Raw genomic sequence first — 25,518 nt, 5'->3', positions numbered from 1 at the left:
AATCTCCGACCCCCACCACGATTTTGTGACGGAGGAGTTGCCATAATAGAATTTACAAAAATTCACTTTTCCTAGACCTATGGCAGATCAACTCATTCGTGGTACCGCAGCAGACAATGGCATTCGGGTAGTGGGCGTTATTTCCACGAACCTCACTGAGGAAGCCCGACAACGCCATAAATTATCCTATGTGGCGACGGCTGCCCTAGGTCGCACCATGGCTTCGGCCCTGTTGATTTCTTCAAGTATGAAAAAACAGGAAGCGCGCCTCAATCTGCGCATCAAAGGCGATGGCCCCCTGGGGGGATTATTGGTGGATGCTGGCCCAGATGGTACCGTGCGGGGCTATGTACAAAATCCAGGCGTGGAGTTACCCCCGAATGCAAAGGGAAAGTTAGACGTGGGCGGCGCTGTGGGCAAAGGGTTTCTTTATGCGGTAAAAGATTTTGGCCGGGGCTATCCTTACTCCAGTACGGTAGAGTTGGTTTCTGGGGAGATTGGCGATGATGTTACCCATTATTTAGCAACCTCGGAACAAACCCCTTCGGCGTTGTTAGTGGGAGTCTTTGTCGGTGCAGAGGGGGTAACCGCCGCTGGGGGAATTTTGCTGCAGATCTTACCGAAAGCAGCCCGTGACGAGAGTTTAGTCGCCAAACTAGAAAGTCGTCTGGGACAATTATCGGGCTTTACGCCATTATTGCAGCAGGGCAAGTCTCTCCATGATATTTTTCAGGATCTCCTCGGCGATGAAGACCTCAACATTTTCCCAGAGACACAAATGGTGCGCTTTGACTGCGGCTGTACCTTTGAGCGGATGATGGGTGCCCTGAAAATGTTGGGCCAGGATGAGTTGCTGGATATGATCGAAAAAGATAACGGGGCAGAGGCCACCTGCAATTTCTGCAACGAGGTGTACCATGCTGATGTGGATCACCTGAGTCGCTTGGTTGAGGAATTAAAGGCTGATGCCCATTAGAGAAGGCTTTCTAGGGAAAGTTTTCTAAGGAAGAATTTTAAGGATTATGCCTGGAGCATCCAAAACCCGGCAAATTGTTCTTCGTCGGGGCTTTTTTGGATAGCAAGGAAATGAATTCCTGCTGCGGCTTTTTTGGCGGCTTCAAATGATTCTGCTTCTTTGAGGGTTTGGGCGTTGGGTAGGTCGGCGACGATCCAACTGTCGCTCACCCCTGTTTCGAGGACGAGGCTACTGCGGGGATTTTTTTGGAGATGAAGAAATCCGAGTTCAAGGCCAGACATCCAACCAGCGAGGGGGACAGCCCTAGGAGAAAAAATCAAAAGACCGGGGATCTTTGTCGTGGGGTCGAGGTGGGTCAGGGGAAAGGGTTCGCCAAAGGCAATGTCCCATTCGTCAAAATCACTAAAGGCGCTAGCTTCGAGGGAAACGATCGCCCATTTGTCTCCTTTATCCCCCCGGACGGCATCGGGGAGGGCGATCGCATTAAGGGCGGGATATTGGACGGAGCTAGATTTGGCGGATTTCTCGTCGTAGTTGGCTTCCTGGGGATAGACTTCCTGTTCCCGCTGGGTGATCCAGGTCATTAGGGTATAGGTGCGACGGGAGGGGGCGGCGGGAATGCCTGCATCTTCGCAACCTTTGGTGATCATGTTATTCATCTGGCGGCGAAAGAAGCGGATCTTGGTGGGGCTTTGGCCGGAGGTGGCGATCGCCTTTTCGATGGCCGTCTTGAGGGTGATCGAATTTACATCGGTGTTGCTGCAAAATTCACTGTAACGGAAAAGGGTCGTCGGATCCTGCTGGATGCGGGTGGGGGTTTCGCAGATGAGGATTTCCCACAGTTTTTTGTCGTTGTCATCCAAAAGCGGGCGCGAATAAAAATCAAGTTCCCAAATAGTCACGGTAAATCTCAACTACACAACTAAACCATTACTGATTTTGCCCCATTGACCTTGCTTTATTCAATTCCAGGGGTTGCATTTTCCCCAAGAGCCGTCCTTGAGCTGGGGAGTAACCAGGCGATCGCCTTCTTGATCACCGCCGGAGATGAATTTTTTTTGGTAGTCTTATACACGTTATTTCGGGGTGGAAACACAAAACCATGGCGCTTTATCGACTTATTTACGTTAGCCAGGCGATCGCCGAGCTAGAGTACCGCGATCTCATCGAAATTTTGCAAAAATCGGAGTTTAACAATCGTCGAGCTGGAATTACGGGGATGTTAGCCTTTGGCGATTTGATGTTTTTACAAATTTTGGAAGGGAGTCGGCGGGCTATTAGTGAAACTTACAATCGCATTTTGCTAGATTCGCGCCACACCAACGCCGAATTAATCGAGTTTTCAGAAATTGACCAGCGCGACTTTGGGATCTGGTCGATGAAGGTGTTGCAACTGAATAATCAAGACGAAGTGCGGCAGATTATCCTGAAATATTCCCATTCAGAGACCTTTTCGCCCGTTTCGATGACCGGCCCCCAGAGCCTTAATTTTTTGCGAGAAATCACAGCCCTCTATCACCAGGGAGGCATCCAGCAATAGCGCGGCAGCGTCGGGGATTCTTTGTTAGCTTATGTTCTGGACTCTATGCATTTTTTGACGATATTTTTCCGAGGCGATCGCCATGGCTACCTTTCTCCGGACTCTCAGCTACCGTTATCAATGGCTTTACGACACCATTTCCCGCCTCGCGGCCCTAACTGTCGGTGGTGAGACCCGTTTTCGGAACCTTGCTCTCCAGGGCTTAACCGGAGACAAAAACCTAAAAATCCTCGATTTATGTTGCGGTGCTGGCCAAACCACCCAATTTCTCACCCAATATAGCGACGACGTCACCGGGCTTGATATTTCCCCCCTCGCCATTGAACGGGCGAAAAAAAATGTCCCCCAGGCGAATTACGTCGTTGCCCCTGCCGAAAAAATGCCCCTGCCGGATCAGCAGTTTGACCTGGTTCATACCAGTGCCGCCCTCCATGAAATGACCCCGACGCAACTGAGCCAAATTTTCCAGGAAGTGTACCGTGTTCTTAAGCCCGGCGGCATTTTTACCTTTATCGATTTACACCAGCCGACCAACCCTTTTTTCGTTCCCAGTCTCTATACGTTCATGTTTCTCTTTGAAACCGAGACCGCCTGGCAGCTGATCAAAACTGATTTAGCCGAAAAACTCACCGCCACAGGCTTTGAAATCCATAAACAAGAACAGTATGCAGGCGGAAGTTTGCAGATGATCCAGAGCCGAAAACCGGGAAGTGAGCCGCTAAAATAAAAGCTTGGAAATCAACAGCAACTGAGGTGTTATGGCGCTATTTAATTCCAATTTACTGGAGCCAAACTTAATTTTAGGGAAAACCATCTTGCATCTCAGTCCAGAGATTATCCGTCATCACCGTTTAAAGGGTTTGATCCTCGATGTGGATGACACGTTGGTCTCGATGCGCCAGAGCTATGCCTCAGATGATGTGCTGGAGTGGGTGACCCAAGTCAGACGAGTGGCGGATATTTGGCTCGTGAGCAATAACCTCAGCCAAAAACGCATTGGGCGGATTGCCGAGTCCCTGGAGTTACCTTATTTGTTCGGGGCGAAAAAACCATCTCGGAAAAAGCTCCGTAAAGCGATGGATGCCATGGATCTGCGCCCCCAAGAAGTGGCGATGGTTGGCGATCGCCTTTTTACAGATGTCCTCGCTGGCAATCGCTTGGGTTTATTTACGATTTTGGTGGAGCCGATGATTGATCCCCTCGTGGCGACACGCCAAAACCCAGTGCGGAATATCGAAGTCTGGATTTCAAAATTCCTTGGGGCCTCCTTTGATGACATGAAACAAACCTTTACAAAAGGCCACAAAAGTAAACCTCGATAAATATAAAAAAAATGTTACGAATCTGTTGAGATTGGCAATCATCAGGCATAATCTTTTACAGAAAATATAACAAGGGATCACCTGATATATATAGATCCCAACATAATAAACTACTAAAATTCTTTTCAACTTGTTTCGTTCGGGTCGATTCCTCAGGGGATCGATTTTTTGTCTGTTTTGGGTAGAATAACAACGTTTCTTCTGGTTTTCAGCGAAAATCGTTACAGACTGAAACCAAAGAAAACATTTATCAATATTCCAAAAAGCGCAACTAGCTAAAGATAGACTTATTTCACCAACTAAGTTTAAATACCTATTCCGCAATCCAGATTTCTTGATTTTTACCTTCTAATGATGGGTGATTGTCTATTAAATGGGCACTAAAAATAGCCCTGACAAAGTTCCAAAAAGCATCACAATTGAATCCCTAAAACCTGGGTATAGGCACCCCGGGCCTGGGTGACACCAATGGTGCGCTGGGAAGCTTCGATCATCGGCCGCCGTAGACTGACCACCAAAAATTGCGCCTGGGCCGCCTGCTGCTTAATCATCTTGGAAAGACGCTCCACATTCGCCCCGTCCAAAAACATATCCACCTCATCGAAGGCATAGAAGGGAGAGGGACGATAACGTTGAAGCGAAAAAATAAACGATAGGGCCGTGAGGGATTTTTCCCCCCCCGACATGGAACTGAGGCGCTGCACAGGTTTACCCTTGGGGTGAGCCACCAAATTTAGGCCCCCGGCGAAGGGATCCGTTGGGTCATCAAGTTGTAAGTAGCCATCACCGTCGGAAAGGGTGGCAAAGATTTTTTGGAAATTTTCGTTGACGGCGTCAAAGGCTTTTTTGAATTCCTGGAAACGGCGCGTGGTAAAGCGTTCAATGCGAGCCAAGACTTCGAGGCGTTCTTGTTCGAGGGTGGATAATTTTTCAGATAGCTCCCCCAGACGAATTTGGGTTTGTTCATATTCCTTGAGGGCGAGCATATTCACGGGTTCGAGATCTTCGATTTTCTTTTGGGTGCGACGGCTGGCCCGCTGCAGTTTCTCAATCTGTTCTGTAATCTCCTGGAGGGCTTGGTCGAGTTTTTCGGGTACTACTTCCAGGATCAGATGGGCGGGATCAAGATCTGGCGGCAGTTCGGCTTCTTGGGCTTGGAGGTGTTGTTGCAGTTTTTCGAGCTGTTGCGCCCGTTCCTGTTGCTGGGTTTGGAGTTTTTCTAGACGCCATTGGCTATCTTGGTGCTGTTTTTGGAGATTTTTGAGCTGAATTTCCGCCTGATCCCGTTGTTTTTTTACATCGCCCATCTGGGCAGAGAGTTCCGCCAGCAGGGTTTCAGTGGTTTGAATTTCGGTATCAATTTGATCGAGTTGGGTTTGGATAACAGCGATTTGCCCTTGGAGATCTTCTAGTTGGGTTTGGGTTTCCTGGAGTCGTTGTTCGTCGTTGGTTAATTTTTCACTGAGACGAATTAGCTGGGCGTCGCGGTCTTGGATCGTTTGTTGGGTGCCGTTGAGGGTCTGGGCAGCCGCTTGGAGGGTCACTTCCTGGGCTTTGATTTCCTGTTGGATTTCTTGCCACTCCCGGTGAGTTTGCTGGGCTTCGAGCCGGGCTAGATGTTGTTGTTGAGCCGCTAATTGTTGTTCGAGTTGCGGAATTGTCTGGGTGAGATCTTCGAGGTGGGTTTCGGCGATCGCCAATTCGTTTTGAGACTGCTGTTGCTGTTGTTGGGTTTGCTCCAGTTGGGGGCGTAATTTTTCGAGGGATTTCGTGAGTTGCGCCTGGTGCAGTTGGGCTTCCCGTTCCCGTTGGCGGGCTTGGGTCAGTTGTTGGCTGAGATCCTGGAGGCGATCGCCTTTGTCGAGGAGGGCATTTTCGGTGTAGCGCAGTAGGTGCTCAATTTCTTCGAGTCGTTCCCGCAGAGCAATAATTTCTGCTGAATCCCCCGTGGCCATGCTGCCGAAATGGAGGGTCGATTTTTGAGAGAGACTGCCCCCGGTCATCGCCCCTGTGGTTTCGAGGAGTTCGCCATCAAGGGTGACGATGCGGGTTTGCCCCATGAAATTCCGGGCGAGATCAAGGCTTTCAAAGACGGCGGTGCTGCCGAAGACGTAGCGAAAAATATCTAGATAACGGCGATCGCATTGGATCAGGTTAACGGCGAAATCAACAAAGCCCTGGGCGTAGCGGGGAATGGTGTTCGTGGGCAATTTCGGGGCGCGAATTTTATTCAAAGGTAAAAAGGTGGCCCGGCCTGCCCGTTGATTTTTCAGAAGTTTGATCCCCGTCGCCGCCGTTTCGTCATCTTCAACGACAAGATAACCGAGGCGACCCCCAGCGGCAATTTCCAAGGCCCGTTGGTAATTTTTTTTCACCTGGCCCAGTTGGGCGACTAAACCATGGACACCGGGTAAATTGGCGTTCAAAATCACCTTCGTCGCGTAGGTGCCCTGGGCTTCCTGTTGAGCCTGGGAACGGGCTTCGAGTTGATCGAGTTGCCGTTGTTTGTCCCGTTGTTCTCGCTGGAGGCGATCGCCGGTTTCCTGGTCGAGTTTGCGACTTTCTTCCAGTTGGGCGAATTGTGTCGCAAGGGTTTGGATGGTTTCCTGCTGACGGGTAATTTCCGTTTGGGCCGTGGCTAATTCCGTTTCCTGTTGAGTAATATCGGCGCTGAGTTGGGTAATTTGCTCAGTTTGGCTGGTAATCGTTTGCTGAAGCTGGCTAAGGCGTTCTTGCAGGAGGGCCTGTTCGGTGCGTTGGGGATTGAGTTGATCCTGGATGCCTTGAATTTCCTTGGCGATCGCCGCCTGTTCCTGTACCCAAGCTTCCGAAGAACTGGCTAACTCATCGGCCCGTTGGCGACTGTCCTGGAGGATCTTTGCGGCAGCGGCTTGGGCAGCCTGGTGTTGGGGGAGGGTTTCTTCCTGGAGGGTGAGTTTTTCTTCTTCGAGGCGCAGCAGTTGTTGTTGGTTGACTTGCACCGTTGCTAAAAGTTGGCGGTGGAGCTGGAGCGATCGCCGTTGGTCTTCCTCTAATTCCGTTTGCCGTTGGCCCCATTGGTGCCGTTTGGCTTTTTGGGTGGCGAGTTTGGACGCAACCGAAAGTTGTTCATCTTCCCCCAGGGCTTTTACCTTCGCGTTTAAACTTTCTAGGATTTGACCAGTCTGAAAAATTTCCCCATCCAAAGCATTCAGAGTTTGAGTTAACTGGGTGCGTTCCTGGGCGCTGCTGGCGAGATCCCGTTGCAGTTTTTCTTCCTGGAGTTGGAGCGATCGCCAGGTTAAAAGAACTTCTTCCTGCTGCTGGCGGGCCAGGTCAATTTTAAGCCGTTGGTATTGTTCGGCCTTGAGGCGATCGTCGGCCAGTTTTTCTAAATTGCGTTCTAGCTCCTGGCGAATGATGTGGCACTTTTCTTCCCGTTCTTTGACTGCATTGAGGGTTTCTCTGGTCTGGGTAATTTTGCGGTCAAATTCTGCCACGCCCGCCAGTTCATCGATGATTTCCCGCCGCTCCCGCCCGTTCATCGTAATAATTCGCGTCACGTCCCCTTGGAGCACGACGTTATAGCCTTCGGGGTAAATACGCAGGCGATTCAGTTGTTCGTGGAGTTCCGTAGCAGTGCAGGGCTGGTCATTAATGTAATAGGTCGAGGCATAACTGCCGCTTTTGGTAACCCGGAGTTTGCGCGTCACCGTCCAATCGTGGCTCTGGAATTGCGCTAAAAATTCCTTTAATTCCGAGGCTTCTGTGGCTTCCGTTTGATATTGCTGGGCGAGATCACTGAGATCAAAGGTGACCGACACCACCGTTTCGGCAGCACCTTTCCCTTGGCTGTGTTTGTGATTGATCAAATCTGGTAATCGTTCCGCCCGCATTCCCTTAGAACTGGCGAGGCCCAAGCAAAACAAAATGCCGTCGAGGATATTCGATTTTCCCGAACCATTTGGCCCAGAAACCACCGTAAAACCAGGACGTAGGGGCACGGCGACGGTACCACCGAAGGATTTGAAGTGGGAAAGCTCGATTTGCTTGATGTGTACCATCAGCGCCGGACGGGGGACAAAACAGAGGTTGAGTTAGAATTTTAGCGTCTAACTGCCCAGGCAAAGTGTTTTATCGGTGGCGATCGCCAAATCTTCCTGAGAACTTTAGACAAGCGCGATCAATAGCCTGCTAGAGTGGATGCTATATCTTGACGCCTAATTTTTTGTCTATTTCACTAAGGTGTTGACGTTCGTCTATGTTGACTGCTGAATCTTTTCTGCCGAGTGTCCCTGTATTTCAGGTGTTGGTACATCTACACCCCAACTATTGCCAATGGCTGACTGAGCGGATCCAGCACCATCAGGGAACGCACGTGGTCACCCTCAACGCCGAAATTGCGATGATGACTGAAAAAAGCAAGGCGATCGCCAAGGTGATTAAGCAGGCAGATTTGATTATTCCCGACGGCGCAGGGATCGTCCTCTACCTCAAGCTCAAGGGTAAAAAACAACACCGAGTACCCGGCATCGAACTCGCAGAACAACTGTTAGCCCAGGCTGCGGCCCATGATTGGCGCGTCATCTTTTTTGGTGGCTCCCCTGGGATTGCCGACCAAGCAAAGGAAAATTGGCTCAAACGTTATCCTGATTTAGATATCACGACCCAGCACGGCTATCTCACCCCAGAAATGGCAGCGGACTGGCAAGGTCAACTTAAACAGTTACAACCCCAACTTATTTTCACTTGCCTCGGTGTCCCGAAACAGGAATTTTGGATCGAAGAGCATCGTCACCTCTGTCCCCACAGCACTTGGATTGGTCTAGGGGGAAGTTTTGATGTGTGGGCTGGGGTAAAACAGCGGGCACCAAAACTTTGGCAAAAACTCCATTTAGAGTGGCTTTATCGTCTTTATCAGGAACCCTGGCGCTGGCGACGGATGTTGGCGTTACCGCAATTTGTTTGGCGTGCTTTGTGGTCTTAGTCAATTCAAATGCTTGAAGTCAAAAGCAACATCTGCAGAATTGAGTAGGATTAAAGAAACATCATCAACGAATCAAGGTGCTTGGTATGGTAGACACCCTCGCCCAAAGACTAACCCTCCAAGCTTTTTTACAGCAACCAGAAACAACACCTGCCAGCGAATATATTGATGGAGAAGTCATTCAGAAGCCGATGCCAAAAGGAAGGCATAGCCGTTTACAAGGAAAGCTTTGTGCTGTGATTAATCAGGTTGCAGAAGACCAAAAAATTGCCTATGCTTTTCCTGAATTAAGATGTAGCTTTGGTACACGCTCCATCGTGCCTGATATTGCAGTTTTTCGGTGGGATCGAATTCCCTTTACCGCAACTGGCAGCGTTCCCGATAATTTTGATCTCGCACCAGATTGGACGATCGAAATTCTTTCCCCAGACCAAAGAGCGAATAAGGTTCTTGGTAATATTCTCTATTGCCTGGAACATGGCAGTCGTTTGGGATGGTTTATTGACCCAGATGATCTTAGTATTTTGTTTTTAGAACCCCAGCAACAACCCATCTTATTCCAAGGGGATCAAGAGGTTCCTGTCTTACCAGAGTTTAGATATCAAGCTCAGTGTCGATCAGATTTTTCATTGGCTAAAAATGATCTAATTTAGAATCCTCTTTTTAGAGTTAATTAGCCTTTGTCTTTTCTTGGTTTGCGATGCAGCATAATCTAAAAATGCAAGCATCAAAAAAACGCATTGCATTTCATTAATGCACTCTACGAATCTATTTATAGAAACTGTACTTCTAAGATCATGAAAGTTTAAATAATCTCTTTATCAAACGTGAGTTCGGGATAAGGGAAGAGGGGTAGAGTAGTCTGGAAGTGTCCAAACTAAACCAATCTACTCACCCCATGTCTAGTCTAGAAGAACTTTTCTGTAATGTGGATGACTTCTGTCAAATCTTTGAGCCTCTCTGGCATCAAGAGTTAATTCAAGGCGGTACAGTGACTCGACTTCGCTCCCGTCGTTTATGCCTCAGCGAAATTCTGACAATCTTGATCTCCTTTCATCGCGAATCCTACCGTAATTTCAAACATTTCTACGAAAAGTATGTTTGTCAACATTGGCGAGAAGCCTTTCCACACCTCGTCAGCTATCAGCGTTTTATCGAGTGGATACCTTCGACGATTGTGCCTTTATGTGTGTATTTAAAGCATTGTTTCGGGAGCTGCACAGGTATCAGTTTCATTGATGCGACAAGCCTAAAAGTCTGTCACAGTAGGCGTATTCACAGTCACAAGGTCTTTGATGGTCTTGTGGCTCTCGGCAAAACTTCCGTGGGTTGGTTCTATGGTTTTAAGCTTCATTTAGTGGTCAATGAACTGGGAGAGTTGCTCAATGTTCAAATCACCGCAGGTAATGTAGATGACAGAAAACCCGTAGAGGAGTTAGTGCAGCAATTATTTGGCAAAGTCTTTGCAGACAGAGGCTACGTTTCTCAACCGTTAACGGAGAAGTTACGGGAAACCTATGGGATTGAGTTTTTTGCGAAGCCAAAACGCAACATGAAGAACAGATTAATGCGTTTGACAGATAAATTATTATCGAGAAAGCGCTTCATTATTGAGACAGTGATTGACCAGTTAAAGAATATTTCACAAATTGAGCATTCCCGCCATCGTAGTCCGGTGAATTGCTTTGTGAATATACTTTGTGGCTTAATCGCCTACTGCCATCAGCCGAAAAAGCCCTCGCTACAGTTAGACTGGGCATTACAGCCTTCGGCTTAACCCGAACTCACGTTTATCAACAAAAAAATAACTTGAACTAAAACTCCTACAATTACTAATGCAACTATATTTTTTTTATCAATAAAATTCGTTAGCCTCTTCCGGGAACCTCGAAATTTTCAAAAAATGGATAGGCTTTGAGAAAAACTATCAGTCACAGCATAAAAGCAAAAATATTTGCTCATATGATGTTGTCAATTCACCCTATTTGCCTCCATTTTTTTTGATTTTAGGCACAAGATTGCTGCAAGTAGACGTACCGTCGGAAGTTGTAGGCTAAGTTCTTCAGGGCAATTTGTGTCTCAATACGAGCATGACCAATCACCCTTTCCATCTTGCCCCCCATAGAGGTCACAAAAGTACCAAAGATATGCTCCACTCTCGAACGGACATGAGAGCGTTCTTTATTTCTGGCTTTTTGTGTCTCACTTAGGGGATGATTACGGTTCCCCTTCTCATGAATATGACTGTCCATACCCATCAGTGCTAATACTCTTTCCCGTACTTGGATTTGGTAAGCACTGTCTGCCCAGATGCCATCCCCTCTATTACTGCCATCCAAGACTGCCGCAAACATTTGACTGTCATGCACTGAAGCTGCTGTCACTGCATATTTTCTGATGAGTTTATATTTCACATCGACATTGATGTGGTTCTTGTAGCCAAAGTGATTCTCCTGATTTTTCTTTGTCCAGCGAGCATCACAATCCTTCTGTCGCTTTTTCCTGGGCTTATCTTTCCAGTCTTCGGGAATTTTGCCTGATTTCACTACTTCATTCTCTTCCCGACGATTGCGCTGTCTCGGTACTGGGATGAGTGTTGCATCAATTATTTGTCCTTCTTCTGCTTGATATCCTTGTTTTTGCAAATAGCCTTCAAATTTCTCAAACAGTGCTGCCGCTAGCTTTTGCTCTACTAGCTTTTGTCTAAATAGCCAGACTGTTGTCGCATCTGGTACTTTATCTTCGATGCCCAAACCGACAAACTTCATGAATGATAGCCTGTCATTGACTTGATATTCTAGAGCTTCATCACTAATACCGTAGAGCCTTTGCAGTATCAGCAATTTGAACATTCGTACGGGATCTATTGCTTTCCTGCCCGCCTTACTTTTTCTCTCTTTTGGTTGAACCTGATTGAGAATCTCTCTAAATTCTTCCCAAGGAATCCATTCATTGAGCTTGACGAGGATATCTTGTTTCTCCTCCAAATACTGATGTCGTTTTTCCCAATCCCAGAATCCTAATTGACTCATCTTGAGACACTGCTTTGGCGATACTTTGGTATCTATGATCTCATATTCTTGCTTCGCTTCAAGCTATTTTTCGAGATCCCCTAAGATCTATTTTTAAACAATACAGCTTTACAGAAAGAAAAACCAGAAGGGACGCCTATTTTATCTCGTTTTCTTCCCAGAGTAGCAGGACATTTTTTTCTGTAAAAGCAGAGCAATTTGTACTGAAATCATTATCAATAATGACATTAGATTCTTCGATCAAGACATCTGTACCGTTGCTTATATCTGCTTCAGAGCCTAATACAATGGGGTATTGTGGTTGTTGACATGCAGCATTAACGAGTACTTTGACTGGGAATACAACCGAATCATCGCTATAGGTGTAGACATTGGCGTGGTAGTAATAGGTATAGTCATCATAGTCGTAATTATATTCATAACCATACCGATACTGGTAATCAAAATCAATGAATACAGGTTCACTTTTTGCCTGTTGAACAACGATAAATGATAGACCACTAAGGGCTGCTATAAACAGTTTATTCATTTTGCTTTCTCCATCCCTTGACTTAATTGATCAATATTGGAGCGATCAGTTTGAGTAAAATTTTTTGTAAAAGAACTTTTGCTGAAAGCACATCTCTTAGGTTTGTTGGTGCTTAATGTTGTACTCAATGCTTTTGGTTATGAATTATTTATGTTTACGATGAGAAAAATTCGAGGTTGAGTGATTGAAATATTGATGCTCTCCCCTAAATGATAACAATATTTGAGAAAGCATGACTACGTAGTTTAAATAAAAGTTCAAGATATGTTTCAATACTCAAAAATAGTGAATAAGTATTGCATAAACAAAAGGGGTATTGACGACCTTCGTTTAGTAGTCTGAATCTAGTCTGCCTCTAACTTCTTGGGATAAATTGAAGTCTCAATTTTGAAAGCTTAGTGATGCATCTTTTTTCTAACACAATTAATTTGATAGGCAAAGGTTGTCTAAAATTATCAAAGGGAACCTCGAAAAATTCAAAATTTCGCCAGATCGGCAACGTATCCTCGTTGTTTCAGGCTCAAAAAATCGTCAAAAAAGCAATTAATCGAGGTTCCCCAAAAAAAGAAGAAGGAAAAATTTTCTACTTCGGAAAGTCATCGTGGGGATTGGGGAAGCAGCAAAAGTTGCTTTTTATGTTCTGGCTCCCTTCAGGCCGTTTTTAGGGCTTGCCCACTGGTCAAATTGAATTTAAAAAAAACTCTGGGGCGGCTCAGGGCGATCGCCATAGACTTTTCGCAGAATTACACTAAAATAATGTGTTAGGGAGGAATATGATCGCACACTAATCAAACAAGCTTTAGTTTGAAGCCTTGATTTACTATTCGCCGAAAGTATCTTGAAGAGTCTATGGCCGGTGCCAAAATTTTAGTTGTTGATGATGATCCAGCAATTCGCACACTAATTGTTCGATTTCTCGGGCAGAAAGGTTATGCAGTGGCAGCAGCGACGGATGGACAATCCGCTAAAGAAACATTTCAATCCTTTAGTCCTGACCTGGTAATCCTCGACATTAATCTGCCAGATACCCTCGGCTATGCCCTTTGTGAGCAAATGCAGGAGTCGAAGGATACTTACGTGTTGATTCTGACCAGTCGCACCGATGCGACCGATAAAGTACGAGGCTTTACCCAAGGGGCAGATGATTACCTGACTAAACCCTTTGACATTATTGAGCTTGAACATCGTGTCCATGCGATCCTCCGCCGTCAGCGATCGCCCGTTGCCCCCCCAGCCCAAGACCAAAGCCTAGATTTTGCCGATTTAAACATTGACCCGATGCGCCATGTGGTCGCTGTCAAGGGAGAACCCGTCAACCTAACGGCCCTAGAATTCAACCTGCTCCACTTCCTCGCGAAAAATGCGAACAAAGTTTGGCGGCGCTCAGAACTGATTCAAGCAGTGTGGGGCTACGATTACCTAGGCGATCAACGGGTCGTAGATGTCCATATCGGACAAATTCGTCGCAAACTTGACAACCTCATGCAGCAAGAAAACCCCATCAAAACTGTGCGGGGTGTGGGCTATATGTTTGAAACAACATTAAACTCCTTTAGCGAAACCCGCTGATCAGTGCCCAGTCTGTAGCGTCATCTGACAGGAAAAGACCCCCCAAAAGTGAGGGGCCGAAACCCTATCTTGGTCTTTTCTCTTCCCTCTGCTGCCTATAATTAAGGCTGGTCTATTTTTTTGCTTTGCCCATGAGTGAAACCTCGCAAACCATTCAACTCCCCAGCCTAGAAAGTGCGATCGCCCTCTCTGGCGTCAAGGAAGAAAACCTCAAATTTCTATCCCAGCACACCGGCACAACTGTGGTCTTACGGGGACAAGAGCTACTGGTGCGAGGTCGCGAAAAGGCCGTTAATCGTTGCATTAAAGCGCTCTATTTTCTGCAACCTTTTTGGGAAACAGCCCAACACATCTCCCAACCAGATCTCCTGACGGCCTTCCATGCCATCGATACCCATCAAGTCGAAGAATACCAAGACCTCCAAAAGCAGACCCTAGGAAAAACCAGGCGTGGCGAATATATCCGCGCCAAAACATTTCGACAGCGCCAATACATCCAACTCATTCAAAAACATGACATCACCTTTGGCATTGGGCCGGCGGGTACCGGGAAAACCTTTCTCGCTTCAGTCTTAGCCGTCCAAGCCCTGCTCCGGGATGAGGTTGAGCGTTTGATTCTAACCCGGCCAGCGGTGGAAGCTGGGGAAAAACTAGGCTTTCTGCCGGGGGACTTGCAACAAAAAGTTGATCCTTTCCTGCGTCCTTTATATGACGCCCTCTACCAATTTATCGATCCGCTGAAACTGCCTGAACTAATGGAGAAAGGGCGCATTGAAATCGCACCATTAGCCTATATGCGGGGACGCACCCTCAGCAATTCCTTTGTGATCGTCGATGAGGCCCAAAATACGACCCCAGCCCAGCTCAAAATGGTGCTGACACGGTTGGGTTTCGGTTCTAAGATGGTGATCACCGGGGACATCACCCAAACGGATTTGCCGAGTCATCAGTCTTCGGGATTGATTATGGCGAGTAAGATTCTCCAGTCTGTAGAAGGGATTGGCTTTTGTTATCTGACGGATGCTGATGTTGTGCGTCACCCCCTCGTCCAGAGAATCGTTAGCGCCTATGATCGATTTGAGAGCCATGGTACGACCAGCCAAAAACGGCGGCCTTTGGGACAAACGAAAGGAGGGTAGCAAGGGGGCCATACCCTAATCACCTATTTTGTTATGACGACAATTCTAGTCATTGAAGATGATGATATTGTGCGGAAGCTAATCCGCAAAATCCTAACGCAGCAGCAATATGCAGTCCTAGAAGCCGCCGGGGGACATCAGGGTGTGCAGTTAGCCCTGGCGCACCAACCGGATTTGATTGTTTGTGATGTGATGATGCCGGGGATAGATGGTTATGGGGTCTTGCAAAAGCTCCAGGCCGAAGCGGCAACGGCGATGATTCCCTTTGTGTTTTTAACGGCCCGGGCGGAAAAACAGGACATTCGCCAGGGAATGCGTTTGGGAGCGGATGATTATTTAACAAAACCATTTACAAAAGAAGAATTATTGTCGGCGATCGCCATCCGGTTGAGTAAGTTATCTTCTTTGCAACAGCACTATAGCCCCCCAGATGCATCGCCAAAGGCAGCGCCCCAGACAACGCCCCCAGCACTGAGAAATGATTGCGGCGATCGCTTTAGTCTCCAGGAAACCTTCGAGGCGATCGCCCTGACCCTCCAGCAGGATGATGCTGCATTTTTACCGCTATTTGTCGTTGGCTTTGAACGGTTTGCCCAGATCTGTGCTGACCTCGAACCCCAGGAAATTGACCAGCTCAACCAGGCGATCATCAATCGTCTAAATCAAGGGCTCCAAGGGCGAGGAAGAGTTATTTGTTTGGCGGCTGGGGAATTTTGCCTCGTTTTAAATCGCGCCTATGTCCAGGCCGATACCGGGGCGATCGCCCAGGAAATCCTTGCTGCTTTCGAGCAATTTTTAACCACTGCCACCGAGGAGTTTTTCCTGTCCGTGAGCCTAGGGATTGCTGAGTATCCCCAGGATGCCAACAATCTCAGGGATTTGGTTGCCAAAGCCCAGGCCGCCCAACGCCAGGCCCAAAATTTAGGAGAGCCGCGCTATCAATTTGCCAACGCAATGACGCCGCAAAGTTACCCTAAGGGTATTGATTTAGCCGATGATCTGCGGGATGCCTATTACCAGCATCAGTTAACGGTTCATTATCAGCCCCAATTCCAACTCACGGAGAAAGAGCTGGTGGGAGCAGAGGCCCTGCTGCGGTGGGAACATCCCCTGAGGGGTTCTATTCTGACTGAGGAAATTTTGGCGATCGCCAACCCCATCGGTTTACTCGAACTTCTCGATCAATTTGTGCTGACCCAAGCCTGTCGTCAGCTCCGCCGCTGGGCAAACCAAGACCATCAAACGTTCCAAATGGCGGTCAACCTCTCGGTGACTCAATTTAATCAACCCCACTTCCACCAAGATCTGAGCCACTTACTGATTGAAAATGGCTTAAACCCGGCAAACCTCGTGTTAGAACTCACGGAGTCAACCCTCTTAGACAATGCCCCGTTAACCATTCGCCGCCTCAAGGCAATCAAAACCCTCGGGGTCAAAATTGTTCTGGATGATTTTGGTCTCGGTTATAGCTCTTTGACTTACCTCAAAAAATTTCCCTTTGATTTCCTCAAACTAGACCCCAGCTTAATCCGTAACATCCATCAAAAATCGGCACAACAGACAGTGGTGCGATCGCTAATTAACACGGCCCACCAACAGAAACGCTTAGTGATTGCGGAGGGGGTTGAAAACGAGACAGAATTAGAGTGTTTGCAGCAACTCAACTGCGATCGCGCCCAGGGTTTTTTGTTGGGCTATCCGATGAGCGTCCCAGAACTAGAACAGCTACTCTTGTCCAAGACAATATTTCCCCATGATTCGGTAATCTTTGATGCCCCTGACCCCTAACACCACGGCCCCAGTAAATTCAGTGAATTCTGACCCAAGGCGATCGCCCCAAATCTCCCTGCCAGATAGCCCCTTAAAAATTGGTAACGTTGCCCTCCAGAGCCGTGTCCTCCAAGCGCCCCTATCGGGGGTCACGGATCTAGTATTTCGTCGCCTGGTACGTCGCTACGCCCCCAGTTCAATGATGTACACCGAAATGGTGCGCGCCCAGGAAGTCCACCACCTCCAGACCTTACCGAGGCTCATGGAGATTGACCCAGGGGAGCAGCCGATCAGCATTCAACTGTTTGACTGTCGCCCTGATTTTATGGGGGAAGCAGCGAAAAAAGCCGTGGCTGAGGGCGCCCAAACCATCGACATCAACATGGGTTGTCCGGTGAATAAAATTACCCGCAAAGGAGGTGGTAGCTCTCTCCTGCGGCAACCAGAGGTTGCGGTGGCGATCGTTAAGGCAGTGGTGGAAGCCGTCGATGTGCCTGTGACCGTTAAAACCCGCATTGGCTGGGGGGATGCTGAAATCGTGATTGTTGACTTTGCCCGCCGGTTAGAAGATGCCGGAGCGCAAATGCTGACGGTGCACGGTCGCACCCGGGCCCAGGGTTACACCGGGAAAGCCCAGTGGCAGTGGATTAAAAAAGTCAAAGAAGTCCTCTCGATTCCGGTGATTGCCAACGGCGATATTTTTTCAGTGGATGCGGCGATCGCCTGCCTGAAAGAAACCGGGGCCGATGGGGTAATGTGTTCCCGGGGTACCTTGGGTTATCCGTTTTTAGTCGGCGAAATTGATCATTTCCTTAAAACGGGACAACGGCGGCCCCAACCAACCGTGGTGGAATTGCTCCAGTGCGCCAAGGAACATTTAGATGGACTTTGGGCCTACAAAGGACAAAAGGGCATTTACCAATCCCGTAAACATTTGACCTGGTATTGCCGCGATTTTCCGGGGGCCGCAGATTTTCGCGATCGCCTTAACAAAATCAACACCGTCGCCGAGGGTCAGGCCCTCCTGGATGAAGCCATTGAGCAGGTACAAAACCAAGCCAGTATTCCCGCCGTCAAAACGCCCCAACTGGCGGTGATTTAACCCCTCTTGAGTTTACGAAATACCTCGTACATTTCCGGTAAACGCTTGTAGATGGCCGAGACTTTCCGGTAAACCGCATTGGGGACTGCTGGACTACCAGAGACAATTTCCCCAGGGGCGACCCGATTATTAATCCCGGTTTGGGCCGTGGCGATCGCCCCATCACCGATCACTGCTTGGTTCGCGACCCCCACCTGACCCCCAAGGAGTACATTATTCCCGACGGTGACGCCCCCTGCTAAACCCACCTGGGCCGCGAGGGCACAGTTCGAGCCGATGGTTCCCCCATGGGCTACATGGACGAGATTATCCAGTTTGGTTTGGGTTTTAATGCGCGTTTCCCCGACGGCGGGCCGATCCACCGCACTGTTACAGCCAATTTCAACGCCATCTTCGAGGACAACAATTCCCGACTGTTCCATCTTGAACCAGCCCTGGGCCGTGGGTACAAAGCCGAATCCTTCTGCCCCAATCACTGCGCCGCTGTGGATCACACAATGATTGCCAATCTTGACCCGCTCGTGGATCGTGCAATTGGCATGGAGTAAGGTATCCGCACCAATTTCCACATCGGGATAAATCACCGCATTGGCCATAATGCAAGTGCGATCGCCAATTTTTACCCCCGGATAAAGCACCACATGGGCACCCACCGAGACAGCCTCGCCCAACTGCACCGACGGATCAATAACGGCGGTGGGATGAATCCCCGGTGCCGGACGGAAGGGTTGATAAAAGACCTTGATTGCCGCCGCGAACAATAAACGCGGTTCCTTAGTACTAAGCCAAGCCAAACCGCGAGCCGTCGCCCGTTGTTGCAAATCTTCATCCGCTGGCAAGATTAACGCCGAAGCTGCCGTTGTATCGACCCTTGCGGCAAATTTCCCCCCTTCGATGTAGCTGATTTCCTGGGATTTTGCGGCATCAATGGCGGCGACCCCCGTAATCTCCGGGTCACTTCCGAGGGAATGATCGATAATGAGATCAGACTTTAAAACTTGAATTAATTCAGAAACGTTCATCGAATTTTAGCTATAGAAAATGACGATTAATCTAAACAAGGGCCAAGGCATTTCCCTCAAGAAAGCTGCACCAAGCCTCACCGCCGCTTTTATTGGTTTAGGTTGGGATATAAAGCAACAGGGCACAGGGGCAGACTTTGACCTTGATGCTTCTATTTTTATGCTGGGGAATAATGGCAAGCTCATTTCAGACCAGCACTTCATTTTTTACAATAACTTGACGAGTCCCGATCCTGAACAAGCCGTCAAATTAATGGGAGACAATCGCACGGGGGCCGGTGAAGGTGACGATGAGGTGATGATCATTGATTTTCGGAAAGTGCCGGAAAATGTCGCCACAATTGTGGTCGCGATTTCGATCTATGACGGGGAGGCGCGGCGGCAAAACTTTGGCCAGGTGCAAAATGCCTATGTGCGCTTGGTGAACGTGGAAACGAAAGCGGAAGTACTACGCTACTCGCTCCAGGAACATTTCTCCAGTGAGACGGCCCTGATTATGGCAGAGGTCGTTAACGAAGGGGGTGAATGGCGCCTCAACGCAGTGGGTGATGGTTACCAAGGGGGCCTACAAACGCTGCTCGATCGCTATCAATAGTGTTTTGGCTTGCTGGTTGAGGAATTCGGGGAAGTTCCCAGCTATTAGAATAGATGGCGATCGCATATTAAAAATCGCCTCAAAATCCTTCCCCAATCTTTGATGCTGATGCCTTGCGGAGGACGGGCAATGGGTAATTTTTCAAAATTTTGGCGCACGTTGGCGATCACCACGGGGATTTTAATGGTTCCCCTGGTCGCCCAGGCAGAACTGGTACAGGTGGTAGCCAGTCGCAGCTACGACGAAGACTACGGCCAGTACATGGAAAAAGAACTATACGTCAACCCCACAACCATCAGACGGCAGGGGCCGTTTGCTTGGTGGGAAGTAGAAGCGGTCAACCGCGATAGCACGTCGAAGGAATTGCGCTACCATGCCCGGGCCTATTATTCTGGGGACTGCTCCCGGCGGGTCACCCGTCTACGGGAAATTTCGGTGTTTATCCTCAACGGCGAAAACACTGATTTTTACAAAAACTACGGCGATCAAGGGGAAGTGAATACGGTTTCCCCCGGTTCGACGGGAGCTAGCCTCCTAGACTTTGTTTGCGGCAATGGTCGCACCGATACAGCAACGGCTCCTCGCCTTGACGAATAGAAAACATTTCGACACGATATTCTAATGGTTATTTAGCATTCATTTCGTTCTAGGAAGCTGCCCATCGATACTATCCACGGTAATCTCAAAGGTCTTAAAAGTAGTCAACTCAAGCAGTTGCAACGACTGTATCAACAGGCTGTGCCTGGCGATCGCCTCACAACTCCAGAATTAGCCCAACGGATCGCGGCCCTCAGCACAGAGCTAAACCAAGCGGTTTGTGTCTATCTCAACCGACGCGGCAAGGTGATCCGGGTGGGGGTTGGTTCGCCCCGACAAACCCAAATTCCCCCCCTAGAATTGCCCCGTTATGGTGCCGAGCGTTTATCGGGTATCCGCTGCTTGACCGCCAGCCCGAAGGATGAACCGCCCAAGGAATCGAGTTTAACGGCGATGGTACTGCAACGGTTAGACGCCCTCGTGAGTTTTACGTTAACGGGGACGGGGACGACGAAACGGGGCCGGGGTGCCGCTGGCTATGTGAAAAATGTCTATGTGGCTCACCTCTTGCCCCAGACCCATCCGAGCCATGCCTATTGGCTTGTTTCTGAGTCTCAAGCCCTAGAAGAGGTTTCTCAACAGGATTTTTTGGATCTGGTTGAAGGGCTAGAGGCGGAATTTCGCCGGGAATTTACCGCCCAACAAGTGGATCAAAGCCATGACCGGGTGATCCTTGTGGGTCTACAAACATCAGACATTGGCGATCGCCCTTTCCAGGATCGACTGACGGAACTGGCCCGCTTGGTGGATACCGCCGGGGGGGAAGTGCTGCTCACCCTGGAGCAAAAACGCAGTACACCCCATCCCCAAACCGTGGTTGGTACCGGGAAAGTCGAAGAAATTGCCCTCCAGGTACAAACCCTCGGCGCGAATCTTGTGGTCTTTGACCGGGATCTGTCCCCTGCCCAGGGGCGCAACCTGGAACGACAACTGGGGGTAAAGGTTTGCGATCGCACGGAAGTGATTCTTGATATTTTTGCCCAGCGGGCCCAGTCTCGCGCCGGAAAACTCCAGGTGGAATTGGCGCAATTGGAATATTTGTTGCCGCGCTTGGTGGGTCGGGGTCAGGCTATGTCCCGTTTGGGGGGTGGTATCGGCACCCGTGGCCCTGGGGAAACGAAACTAGAAACGGAGCGGCGCACAATCCAAAGTCGCCTCAGCCGCTTGCAAAAGGAAGTGGATCAACTGCAAGCCCACCGTTCGCGGATGCGCAGTCAGCGGCAACGGCAGGATGTGCCCACCTTTGCGATTGTCGGTTATACCAATGCGGGCAAATCAACGCTAATTAACGCCCTCACCAATGCTGAAGTGTATGCGGCGGATCAACTGTTCGCGACCCTCGATCCTACGACTCGGCGCTTGACCCTCACCGATGAAGCCTTTCAAACCCAGACGATTCTACTAACGGATACCGTTGGTTTTATTCACGAATTGCCTCCGGCCCTGGTGGATGCGTTTCGGGCGACCCTCGAAGAAGTCACCGAAGCCGATGCGTTGATTCATGTGGTGGATCTGTCTCATCCTGCCTGGCAGCATCAGTTAGAATCCGTCGAAAAAATTCTAGGGGAAATGCCGATTATGCCAGCCCAAGCCCTATTGGTTTTTAATAAGCTGGATCAAGTTTCTAGTGAAGCACTCCAGGAGGCGAAGTTGCGCCATCCACACGCTGTTTATATTTCTGCGGGCGATCGCCTCGGTTTTGAAACGCTGCGGCAACGGCTTGCCCAGATGCTAAAACAACTATAAAGAGACAAATTTTCGCGAGATTGTAAACCAATTGTCAAAAAACTGCGAATTTCTCCCTTAGCGTAGAACATGACTCGTTAAGCTTGAGATATGTCTACTAGATTCCGAGGAGGTTAAACGTGAATGCATCAGAACGGGCCTTAGGCGTTGAGCTGGCGACGAAAATTGCCTCGGTGGTAAATTTATTCCGGGCCGAATTCCCCGATGCAAGGGCCGACCTCAAACCCTGGCGCAATGACCCCGAAACCCGTGAATGGATGGATCCTGATTCTATTGATATTGGCTTTCACCTGCCGGGCTGGAGTCCCCGTTTCCAAAGTCGGAGTATGCTGGTGCAAATTCGCTTTTTTACAGACCCCCTAGATCAAGTGCAAACCTTTATCGGCATTGAAACGGCGGGTTTTAATCACCAGGGGGAAGCGTGGCGGCTCTCAACCATTGCCCAGTGGCAACTGGTCGGCGACTATCAACCCGCTCAAGATGTGTGCGATCGCCTCCAACGATTTTCCCAAAAAGCCTTTGAACTGTTCGCTTCAGGAAATTCTGATACTGTCACCTAAGAAATCATTTATAAAATTAATAAATCCCTAGATCGGCCCCCTAAATCCCCCAAACTGGGGGACTTTGGCCCACTGATTTGCCTAAAAATCTCCCCCAAACTGGGGGCCGGGGGGCTTGATAAACGGTCACCTAGGAAGTCGGGGTACACTGTCTCGTTTCTAGCCACTGTTGCAGAATAATTTGGGCCGCCCGCTGATCGACGAGGCCCTTTTGTTGACGGTCATATTGTTTTTCAGCCTTGAGTTGATTTTCTGCTTCAACGGAGGTTAACCGTTCGTCCACATACTCAATAGGGAGCCCAAAGGCTTCTGCCAATTTGCGGGCAAATTTTTGGGTTTGTTTCGCCTGTTTTCCCAAGGTACCATCCATGGCATAGGGCAAACCCACCACCAAAACTTGAATGTGGCGCTGTTCGATCCAATGGGCGATCGCCGCTAAATCTGCCTCTAAAGTGGTGCGTTGAATGGTGGTCAAAGCCGTCGCCAACAGCCCCAGACCATCACAGCCAGCCACCCCAATACGTTTACGGCCAATATCCAGGCCCAATGCTGCCACTGGTTTCATCTGCTGTGCCTAATTTTCCGGGAAGAAATCCCGCTGCGGTGATTCCTTTGGCAATTTTAGGCTGGGATGATTTTTAAACCAATGGATGCGACTGGGAATTGGCGATCGCATCGGCTGTAAACCCTGGAGTACCCCTGATAATTGCAACGCTTCGAGGGGCTGGGATTCCCGCACTTTGTGCCACACTGAGCGAGACATGAGGAGTGTATGCTCCCTGGGGGTTGCGCCTACCGTTTCAAAAAATTCTTCCCGTTCCGGCTGATAATCCGTAGAGGTGGTCAAAAGCGGTTGTTCTGGTCGGATCTGGGCAATCTGGGCCATTTTGATCATCAGTTCCGGATAGAGCCAGGTGTAGGCCGGGTGTACCGTGAGGCGACCATGGTGGGGTTTGTGGTCTTGGTGGGCTAATTGCACGGCGAAATAACCGATGGCGGCTTTTCGTTGGGGCTCGAAAACGTATCCTTCGACCACATCCACGTGCTGCGTCCAATTTTTAACGCGGCAGATTAAATTGCTGAGGGGCGCACTCTTAAAGTCTTGGACGTGGCGATCAAAGACCTGTCTGAGCATTGGCGGCATGGAAGCGGTATCGAGTTGGTAGAGCAAGCGGGCATCGGCATTGCCCACGGGCATCAAATTGGGTAGGGCGGGTTCCTGGAGGGCCAATTCACTGAGAATTTCCGGGGCGATCGCCCAGTAGGTCAGTTTTGCGAGGGGCTGGAACCCATTTTGACGGTAAAGGCTGAGGGTCTGTTGGGCATTAACATTCACCTCTAAGACCCAGTTGCGGGCTTCGACAACATGGTCAAAGCAATAACGGAGCAGGGCTGAACCGGGGTCTCTGGCGGAGCCGTGGTATTGCAATTTGGGAAAATGGGGATCAATGATTACCTGTTCAACGCGCCAGGTACTTTGGGAGGAATTGAAGGGGGAAATCTTCACAAAGCCCACAAGCTGGCCATCGACTTCAATCACATAGCCGTGGAAACTGTACTGATTAGGATTTGGAAAGAAACTCAGTAACTTAACGAGGCCGTAGAAATTCTTGGTATTTTCGAGGTGATCCTCAAGGGGCATATCGAGGGGAGAAGGCCCATCTAGATCCGCTTCGCTGGCAAAATTGGCGATCGCCGTGAGATCTCGATACTGTACTGGCCGGATGGATACTTTGCCTTGTTTGCTCATTCCCGCTGTCATGGTCAGTATTGTCCCCAATTCAGTCCGCTGTTGCCCCTATCTTAACGGGTTTATGGGCTGAATGCACCGACTCAGACTTAGCTTCAGCTTTCCCCCTGGAAATCTTGATAGCGCCGCACAATCACAAGGCGATCGCCCACGACCGGATTCCGCGCCACGAAATTTCCTGCTAAATCTTCCACAACCATCTTTTTAAAATCGAGCAACTGGGCTAGGTCTAAAACCTCCATACCGAGGCGATCCTGAAGTCCTTCTCGCAAGAGATACCAAGCATCACCCACCGTAATCCGCAGGGTATTGGTGTCAAAATCCGCCTGGATCGTGCGCACAATGTTGTCCCCATAGGGTTGGGTAACTTCATCTAACTGGGCCTGGATTGCCGCGATCAGGCGCTGTTCTGGGGTCAGGGGTTTGGGGGGTTCTGCGCTGGCGGCTGGGGCTGGCTCTGAAACTTTGGGCGCTTGGGTTGGTGTTTCCGGTTGGGGGGTCTCTGGGGCTACTTCTTCGGTGGGTTCAGTGGGGGGGGATTGGGCAATATCTTCGCTGAGTTGGGGCGTTTGGGTCGTGAATTTCCAGAGAAAAATAAAGGCGATCGCCGCTGTGGCGGCACCCAGCCAAAGTTTCTGTTGTTGCCACCAGGGCTTACGTCGGGGACGTTGGGGAACTGGTTCAACACGCCGGGGCTTAACTTTTGGGACGGGGGTAGTCGGTACTTCAACTCCAGGGGTATTCGCAGGGACTTCTACCACAGGATTAATCGCCGCTTCCGGTTGCTGCTGTAGTTGCCGAATCAAATTTTCTGTGTCGGTGCTCAGGGTATCGAGGGCCGCCGTTGGAATTTGGCTAGTCCCTGTTTCCAGGTCGGCGACTACCTGTTGCAGTTGGGCTAGGGTTTGTTTGAGACGGCTCAGGGAAGCTTGGGGATCAGCTTGGCTCATGGGTTACGCCAAAAAATTACAAAACATCACACAGCAGCAGAAAATCTGCGTCCCCATTTTAGGCGATCGCCTTCCCCCGTTGATTGTTTTGCCAAAAGCTGGTTCTTGCTCGTTTCACTGGTGAAGATTTCTCCAGATCCCCAAGAATCTTTCCTGGGGGGTTGCCATTTTTCTTTAGGGGGTTTATGCTAGTAAAAGCGCCGCGGGATAGAGCAGTCTGGTAGCTCGTCGGGCTCATAACCCGAAGGTCGGTGGTTCAAATCCGCCTCCCGCCACCAAATCGAATCAGAAAGCAATGCCTCACCTCCGGGTGGGGTTTTGTTGTTTTAGGCAGTATTGAGCATTCTAATTTT

Annotated in this window: 23 protein-coding genes, 1 tRNA gene and 1 pseudogene; 17 read left to right on the top strand and 8 right to left on the bottom strand. The window is 49.3% G+C overall.

Annotated elements, in window-relative coordinates; genetic code table 11:
* The first annotated feature begins 79 nt into the window (after positions 1–79).
* Positions 80–976: an Hsp33 family molecular chaperone HslO gene (gene hslO, locus FEK30_RS09755; protein ID WP_138073080.1), complete on the top strand. Its 897-nt coding sequence runs from the start codon at positions 80–82 to the stop codon at positions 974–976.
* Between the two features lie 44 nt (positions 977–1,020).
* Here the strand turns inward: hslO and FEK30_RS09750 are convergent, their stop codons facing one another.
* Positions 1,021–1,878, bottom strand: a complete 858-nt coding sequence (locus FEK30_RS09750) for a Tab2/Atab2 family RNA-binding protein (protein ID WP_030006234.1) — start codon at positions 1,876–1,878, stop codon at positions 1,021–1,023.
* 51 nt (positions 1,879–1,929) lie between these two features.
* On the opposite strand from FEK30_RS09750, the gene FEK30_RS16765 reads away from it, so the two are divergent.
* The 4 genes from FEK30_RS16765 (at position 1,930) to FEK30_RS09735 (ending at position 3,838) form a co-directional block, all read left to right on the top strand.
* Complete coding sequence (locus FEK30_RS16765; RefSeq protein ID WP_168191140.1) at positions 1,930–2,127, top strand: hypothetical protein; 198 nt, start codon at positions 1,930–1,932, stop codon at positions 2,125–2,127.
* On the top strand, positions 2,079–2,516 hold the full coding sequence (locus FEK30_RS09745; RefSeq protein ID WP_012306744.1) for a BLUF domain-containing protein: 438 nt from the start codon (positions 2,079–2,081) through the stop codon (positions 2,514–2,516). Before FEK30_RS16765 ends, FEK30_RS09745 begins: the two co-directional genes overlap by 49 nt.
* A gap of 82 nt (positions 2,517–2,598) precedes the next feature.
* The gene (locus FEK30_RS09740; protein ID WP_138073079.1) at positions 2,599–3,243 is read left to right on the top strand and encodes a class I SAM-dependent methyltransferase; all 645 of its coding nucleotides are present in this window, start codon (positions 2,599–2,601) and stop codon (positions 3,241–3,243) included.
* A gap of 31 nt (positions 3,244–3,274) precedes the next feature.
* Positions 3,275–3,838, top strand: coding sequence for a YqeG family HAD IIIA-type phosphatase (locus FEK30_RS09735; RefSeq protein ID WP_012306742.1), 564 nt, complete (start codon positions 3,275–3,277; stop codon positions 3,836–3,838).
* Positions 3,839–4,251: 413 nt separating this feature from the next.
* Here the strand turns inward: FEK30_RS09735 and smc are convergent, their stop codons facing one another.
* The gene (gene smc / locus FEK30_RS09730) at positions 4,252–7,881 is read right to left on the bottom strand and encodes a chromosome segregation protein SMC (RefSeq protein WP_138073078.1); all 3,630 of its coding nucleotides are present in this window, start codon (positions 7,879–7,881) and stop codon (positions 4,252–4,254) included.
* Between the two features lie 197 nt (positions 7,882–8,078).
* Between smc and FEK30_RS09725 the strand changes: the two genes are divergently transcribed.
* The 3 genes and pseudogenes from FEK30_RS09725 to FEK30_RS09715 all read left to right on the top strand — a co-directional run bounded on the left by FEK30_RS09725 (position 8,079) and on the right by FEK30_RS09715 (position 10,581).
* Positions 8,079–8,804: a WecB/TagA/CpsF family glycosyltransferase gene (locus FEK30_RS09725; RefSeq protein WP_138073077.1), complete on the top strand. Its 726-nt coding sequence runs from the start codon at positions 8,079–8,081 to the stop codon at positions 8,802–8,804.
* Between the two features lie 86 nt (positions 8,805–8,890).
* Positions 8,891–9,452, top strand: a pseudogene (locus FEK30_RS09720) (Uma2 family endonuclease).
* Positions 9,453–9,702: 250 nt separating this feature from the next.
* Positions 9,703–10,581: an IS982 family transposase gene (locus tag FEK30_RS09715; protein ID WP_138071026.1), complete on the top strand. Its 879-nt coding sequence runs from the start codon at positions 9,703–9,705 to the stop codon at positions 10,579–10,581.
* Positions 10,582–10,810: 229 nt separating this feature from the next.
* Here the strand turns inward: FEK30_RS09715 and FEK30_RS09710 are convergent, their stop codons facing one another.
* Positions 10,811–11,836, bottom strand: a complete 1,026-nt coding sequence (locus tag FEK30_RS09710) for an IS5 family transposase (RefSeq protein WP_138071033.1) — start codon at positions 11,834–11,836, stop codon at positions 10,811–10,813.
* A gap of 136 nt (positions 11,837–11,972) precedes the next feature.
* The gene (locus FEK30_RS09705) at positions 11,973–12,365 is read right to left on the bottom strand and encodes a hypothetical protein (protein WP_138073076.1); all 393 of its coding nucleotides are present in this window, start codon (positions 12,363–12,365) and stop codon (positions 11,973–11,975) included.
* Positions 12,366–13,214: 849 nt separating this feature from the next.
* Here FEK30_RS09705 and FEK30_RS09700 point away from each other — a divergent pair.
* From FEK30_RS09700 to dusB, 4 genes are all read left to right on the top strand, one after another.
* Positions 13,215–13,934 (top strand): response regulator transcription factor, encoded by a 720-nt coding sequence (locus tag FEK30_RS09700; protein WP_030007285.1) that lies wholly within the window; start codon positions 13,215–13,217, stop codon positions 13,932–13,934.
* 131 nt (positions 13,935–14,065) lie between these two features.
* Entirely contained in the window at positions 14,066–15,073 is a 1,008-nt protein-coding gene (locus FEK30_RS09695; protein ID WP_012306566.1) for a PhoH family protein, read from the top strand.
* Positions 15,074–15,106: 33 nt separating this feature from the next.
* On the top strand, positions 15,107–16,861 hold the full coding sequence (locus tag FEK30_RS09690; RefSeq protein WP_138073075.1) for an EAL domain-containing response regulator: 1,755 nt from the start codon (positions 15,107–15,109) through the stop codon (positions 16,859–16,861).
* Entirely contained in the window at positions 16,845–17,945 is a 1,101-nt protein-coding gene (dusB, locus tag FEK30_RS09685; protein ID WP_255447850.1) for a tRNA dihydrouridine synthase DusB, read from the top strand. Before FEK30_RS09690 ends, dusB begins: the two co-directional genes overlap by 17 nt.
* On the opposite strand, the gene lpxD is transcribed toward dusB, so the two are convergent.
* Positions 17,942–18,967 (bottom strand): UDP-3-O-(3-hydroxymyristoyl)glucosamine N-acyltransferase, encoded by a 1,026-nt coding sequence (lpxD, locus tag FEK30_RS09680; RefSeq protein ID WP_138073074.1) that lies wholly within the window; start codon positions 18,965–18,967, stop codon positions 17,942–17,944. The two genes, dusB and lpxD, sit on opposite strands and share 4 nt — an antisense overlap.
* 19 nt (positions 18,968–18,986) lie before the next feature.
* Between lpxD and FEK30_RS09675 the strand changes: the two genes are divergently transcribed.
* The 4 genes from FEK30_RS09675 (at position 18,987) to FEK30_RS09660 (ending at position 22,465) form a co-directional block, all read left to right on the top strand.
* Positions 18,987–19,562 (top strand): TerD family protein, encoded by a 576-nt coding sequence (locus FEK30_RS09675; RefSeq protein WP_062433111.1) that lies wholly within the window; start codon positions 18,987–18,989, stop codon positions 19,560–19,562.
* 129 nt (positions 19,563–19,691) lie between these two features.
* Positions 19,692–20,159: a surface-adhesin E family protein gene (locus tag FEK30_RS09670; RefSeq protein WP_138073073.1), complete on the top strand. Its 468-nt coding sequence runs from the start codon at positions 19,692–19,694 to the stop codon at positions 20,157–20,159.
* A gap of 57 nt (positions 20,160–20,216) precedes the next feature.
* A complete protein-coding gene (gene hflX / locus FEK30_RS09665; RefSeq protein WP_181445693.1) occupies positions 20,217–21,905 on the top strand; it encodes a GTPase HflX in 1,689 nt (562 codons plus the stop codon).
* A gap of 119 nt (positions 21,906–22,024) precedes the next feature.
* On the top strand, positions 22,025–22,465 hold the full coding sequence (locus tag FEK30_RS09660; RefSeq protein WP_138073072.1) for a Tery_1686 family protein: 441 nt from the start codon (positions 22,025–22,027) through the stop codon (positions 22,463–22,465).
* Between the two features lie 130 nt (positions 22,466–22,595).
* On the opposite strand, the gene ruvX is transcribed toward FEK30_RS09660, so the two are convergent.
* The 3 genes from ruvX to FEK30_RS09645 all read right to left on the bottom strand — a co-directional run bounded on the left by ruvX (position 22,596) and on the right by FEK30_RS09645 (position 25,165).
* The gene (gene ruvX, locus FEK30_RS09655; protein ID WP_138073071.1) at positions 22,596–23,030 is read right to left on the bottom strand and encodes a Holliday junction resolvase RuvX; all 435 of its coding nucleotides are present in this window, start codon (positions 23,028–23,030) and stop codon (positions 22,596–22,598) included.
* Between the two features lie 9 nt (positions 23,031–23,039).
* On the bottom strand, positions 23,040–24,227 hold the full coding sequence (locus tag FEK30_RS09650; RefSeq protein WP_012306575.1) for a GNAT family N-acetyltransferase: 1,188 nt from the start codon (positions 24,225–24,227) through the stop codon (positions 23,040–23,042).
* Between the two features lie 83 nt (positions 24,228–24,310).
* Entirely contained in the window at positions 24,311–25,165 is an 855-nt protein-coding gene (locus FEK30_RS09645; protein WP_138073070.1) for a hypothetical protein, read from the bottom strand.
* A 201-nt stretch (positions 25,166–25,366) separates the two neighbouring features.
* Here FEK30_RS09645 and FEK30_RS09640 point away from each other — a divergent pair.
* Positions 25,367–25,443, top strand: a tRNA-Met gene (locus FEK30_RS09640).
* The last annotated feature ends 75 nt before the right edge of the window (positions 25,444–25,518 follow it).

This window comes from Picosynechococcus sp. PCC 11901 (assembly GCF_005577135.1).
GTDB lineage: Bacteria > Cyanobacteriota > Cyanobacteriia > Cyanobacteriales > MRBY01 > MRBY01.
The sequence above is the reverse complement of the archived record's forward strand: the minus strand, read 5'-3'. Positions and strand labels throughout refer to the sequence as shown.

Excerpts from the sequence above, each read along its gene's own strand:
- hslO (WP_138073080.1), top strand. The coding sequence starts at position 80 with ATGGCAGATCAACTCATTCGTGGTACCGCAGCAGACAATGGCATTCGG.
- FEK30_RS09745 (WP_012306744.1), top strand. The coding sequence starts at position 2,079 with ATGGCGCTTTATCGACTTATTTACGTTAGCCAGGCGATCGCCGAGCTA.
- FEK30_RS09740 (WP_138073079.1), top strand. The coding sequence starts at position 2,599 with ATGGCTACCTTTCTCCGGACTCTCAGCTACCGTTATCAATGGCTTTAC.
- FEK30_RS09735 (WP_012306742.1), top strand. The coding sequence starts at position 3,275 with ATGGCGCTATTTAATTCCAATTTACTGGAGCCAAACTTAATTTTAGGG.
- smc (WP_138073078.1), bottom strand. The coding sequence starts at position 7,881 with ATGGTACACATCAAGCAAATCGAGCTTTCCCACTTCAAATCCTTCGGT.
- FEK30_RS09725 (WP_138073077.1), top strand. The coding sequence starts at position 8,079 with ATGTTGACTGCTGAATCTTTTCTGCCGAGTGTCCCTGTATTTCAGGTG.
- FEK30_RS09715 (WP_138071026.1), top strand. The coding sequence starts at position 9,703 with ATGTCTAGTCTAGAAGAACTTTTCTGTAATGTGGATGACTTCTGTCAA.
- FEK30_RS09710 (WP_138071033.1), bottom strand. The coding sequence starts at position 11,836 with ATGAGTCAATTAGGATTCTGGGATTGGGAAAAACGACATCAGTATTTG.
- FEK30_RS09705 (WP_138073076.1), bottom strand. The coding sequence starts at position 12,365 with ATGAATAAACTGTTTATAGCAGCCCTTAGTGGTCTATCATTTATCGTT.
- FEK30_RS09700 (WP_030007285.1), top strand. The coding sequence starts at position 13,215 with ATGGCCGGTGCCAAAATTTTAGTTGTTGATGATGATCCAGCAATTCGC.
- FEK30_RS09695 (WP_012306566.1), top strand. The coding sequence starts at position 14,066 with ATGAGTGAAACCTCGCAAACCATTCAACTCCCCAGCCTAGAAAGTGCG.
- FEK30_RS09690 (WP_138073075.1), top strand. The coding sequence starts at position 15,107 with ATGACGACAATTCTAGTCATTGAAGATGATGATATTGTGCGGAAGCTA.
- dusB (WP_255447850.1), top strand. The coding sequence starts at position 16,845 with ATGCCCCTGACCCCTAACACCACGGCCCCAGTAAATTCAGTGAATTCT.
- lpxD (WP_138073074.1), bottom strand. The coding sequence starts at position 18,967 with ATGAACGTTTCTGAATTAATTCAAGTTTTAAAGTCTGATCTCATTATC.
- FEK30_RS09675 (WP_062433111.1), top strand. The coding sequence starts at position 18,987 with ATGACGATTAATCTAAACAAGGGCCAAGGCATTTCCCTCAAGAAAGCT.
- FEK30_RS09670 (WP_138073073.1), top strand. The coding sequence starts at position 19,692 with ATGGGTAATTTTTCAAAATTTTGGCGCACGTTGGCGATCACCACGGGG.
- ruvX (WP_138073071.1), bottom strand. The coding sequence starts at position 23,030 with ATGAAACCAGTGGCAGCATTGGGCCTGGATATTGGCCGTAAACGTATT.
- FEK30_RS09650 (WP_012306575.1), bottom strand. The coding sequence starts at position 24,227 with ATGACAGCGGGAATGAGCAAACAAGGCAAAGTATCCATCCGGCCAGTA.
- FEK30_RS09645 (WP_138073070.1), bottom strand. The coding sequence starts at position 25,165 with ATGAGCCAAGCTGATCCCCAAGCTTCCCTGAGCCGTCTCAAACAAACC.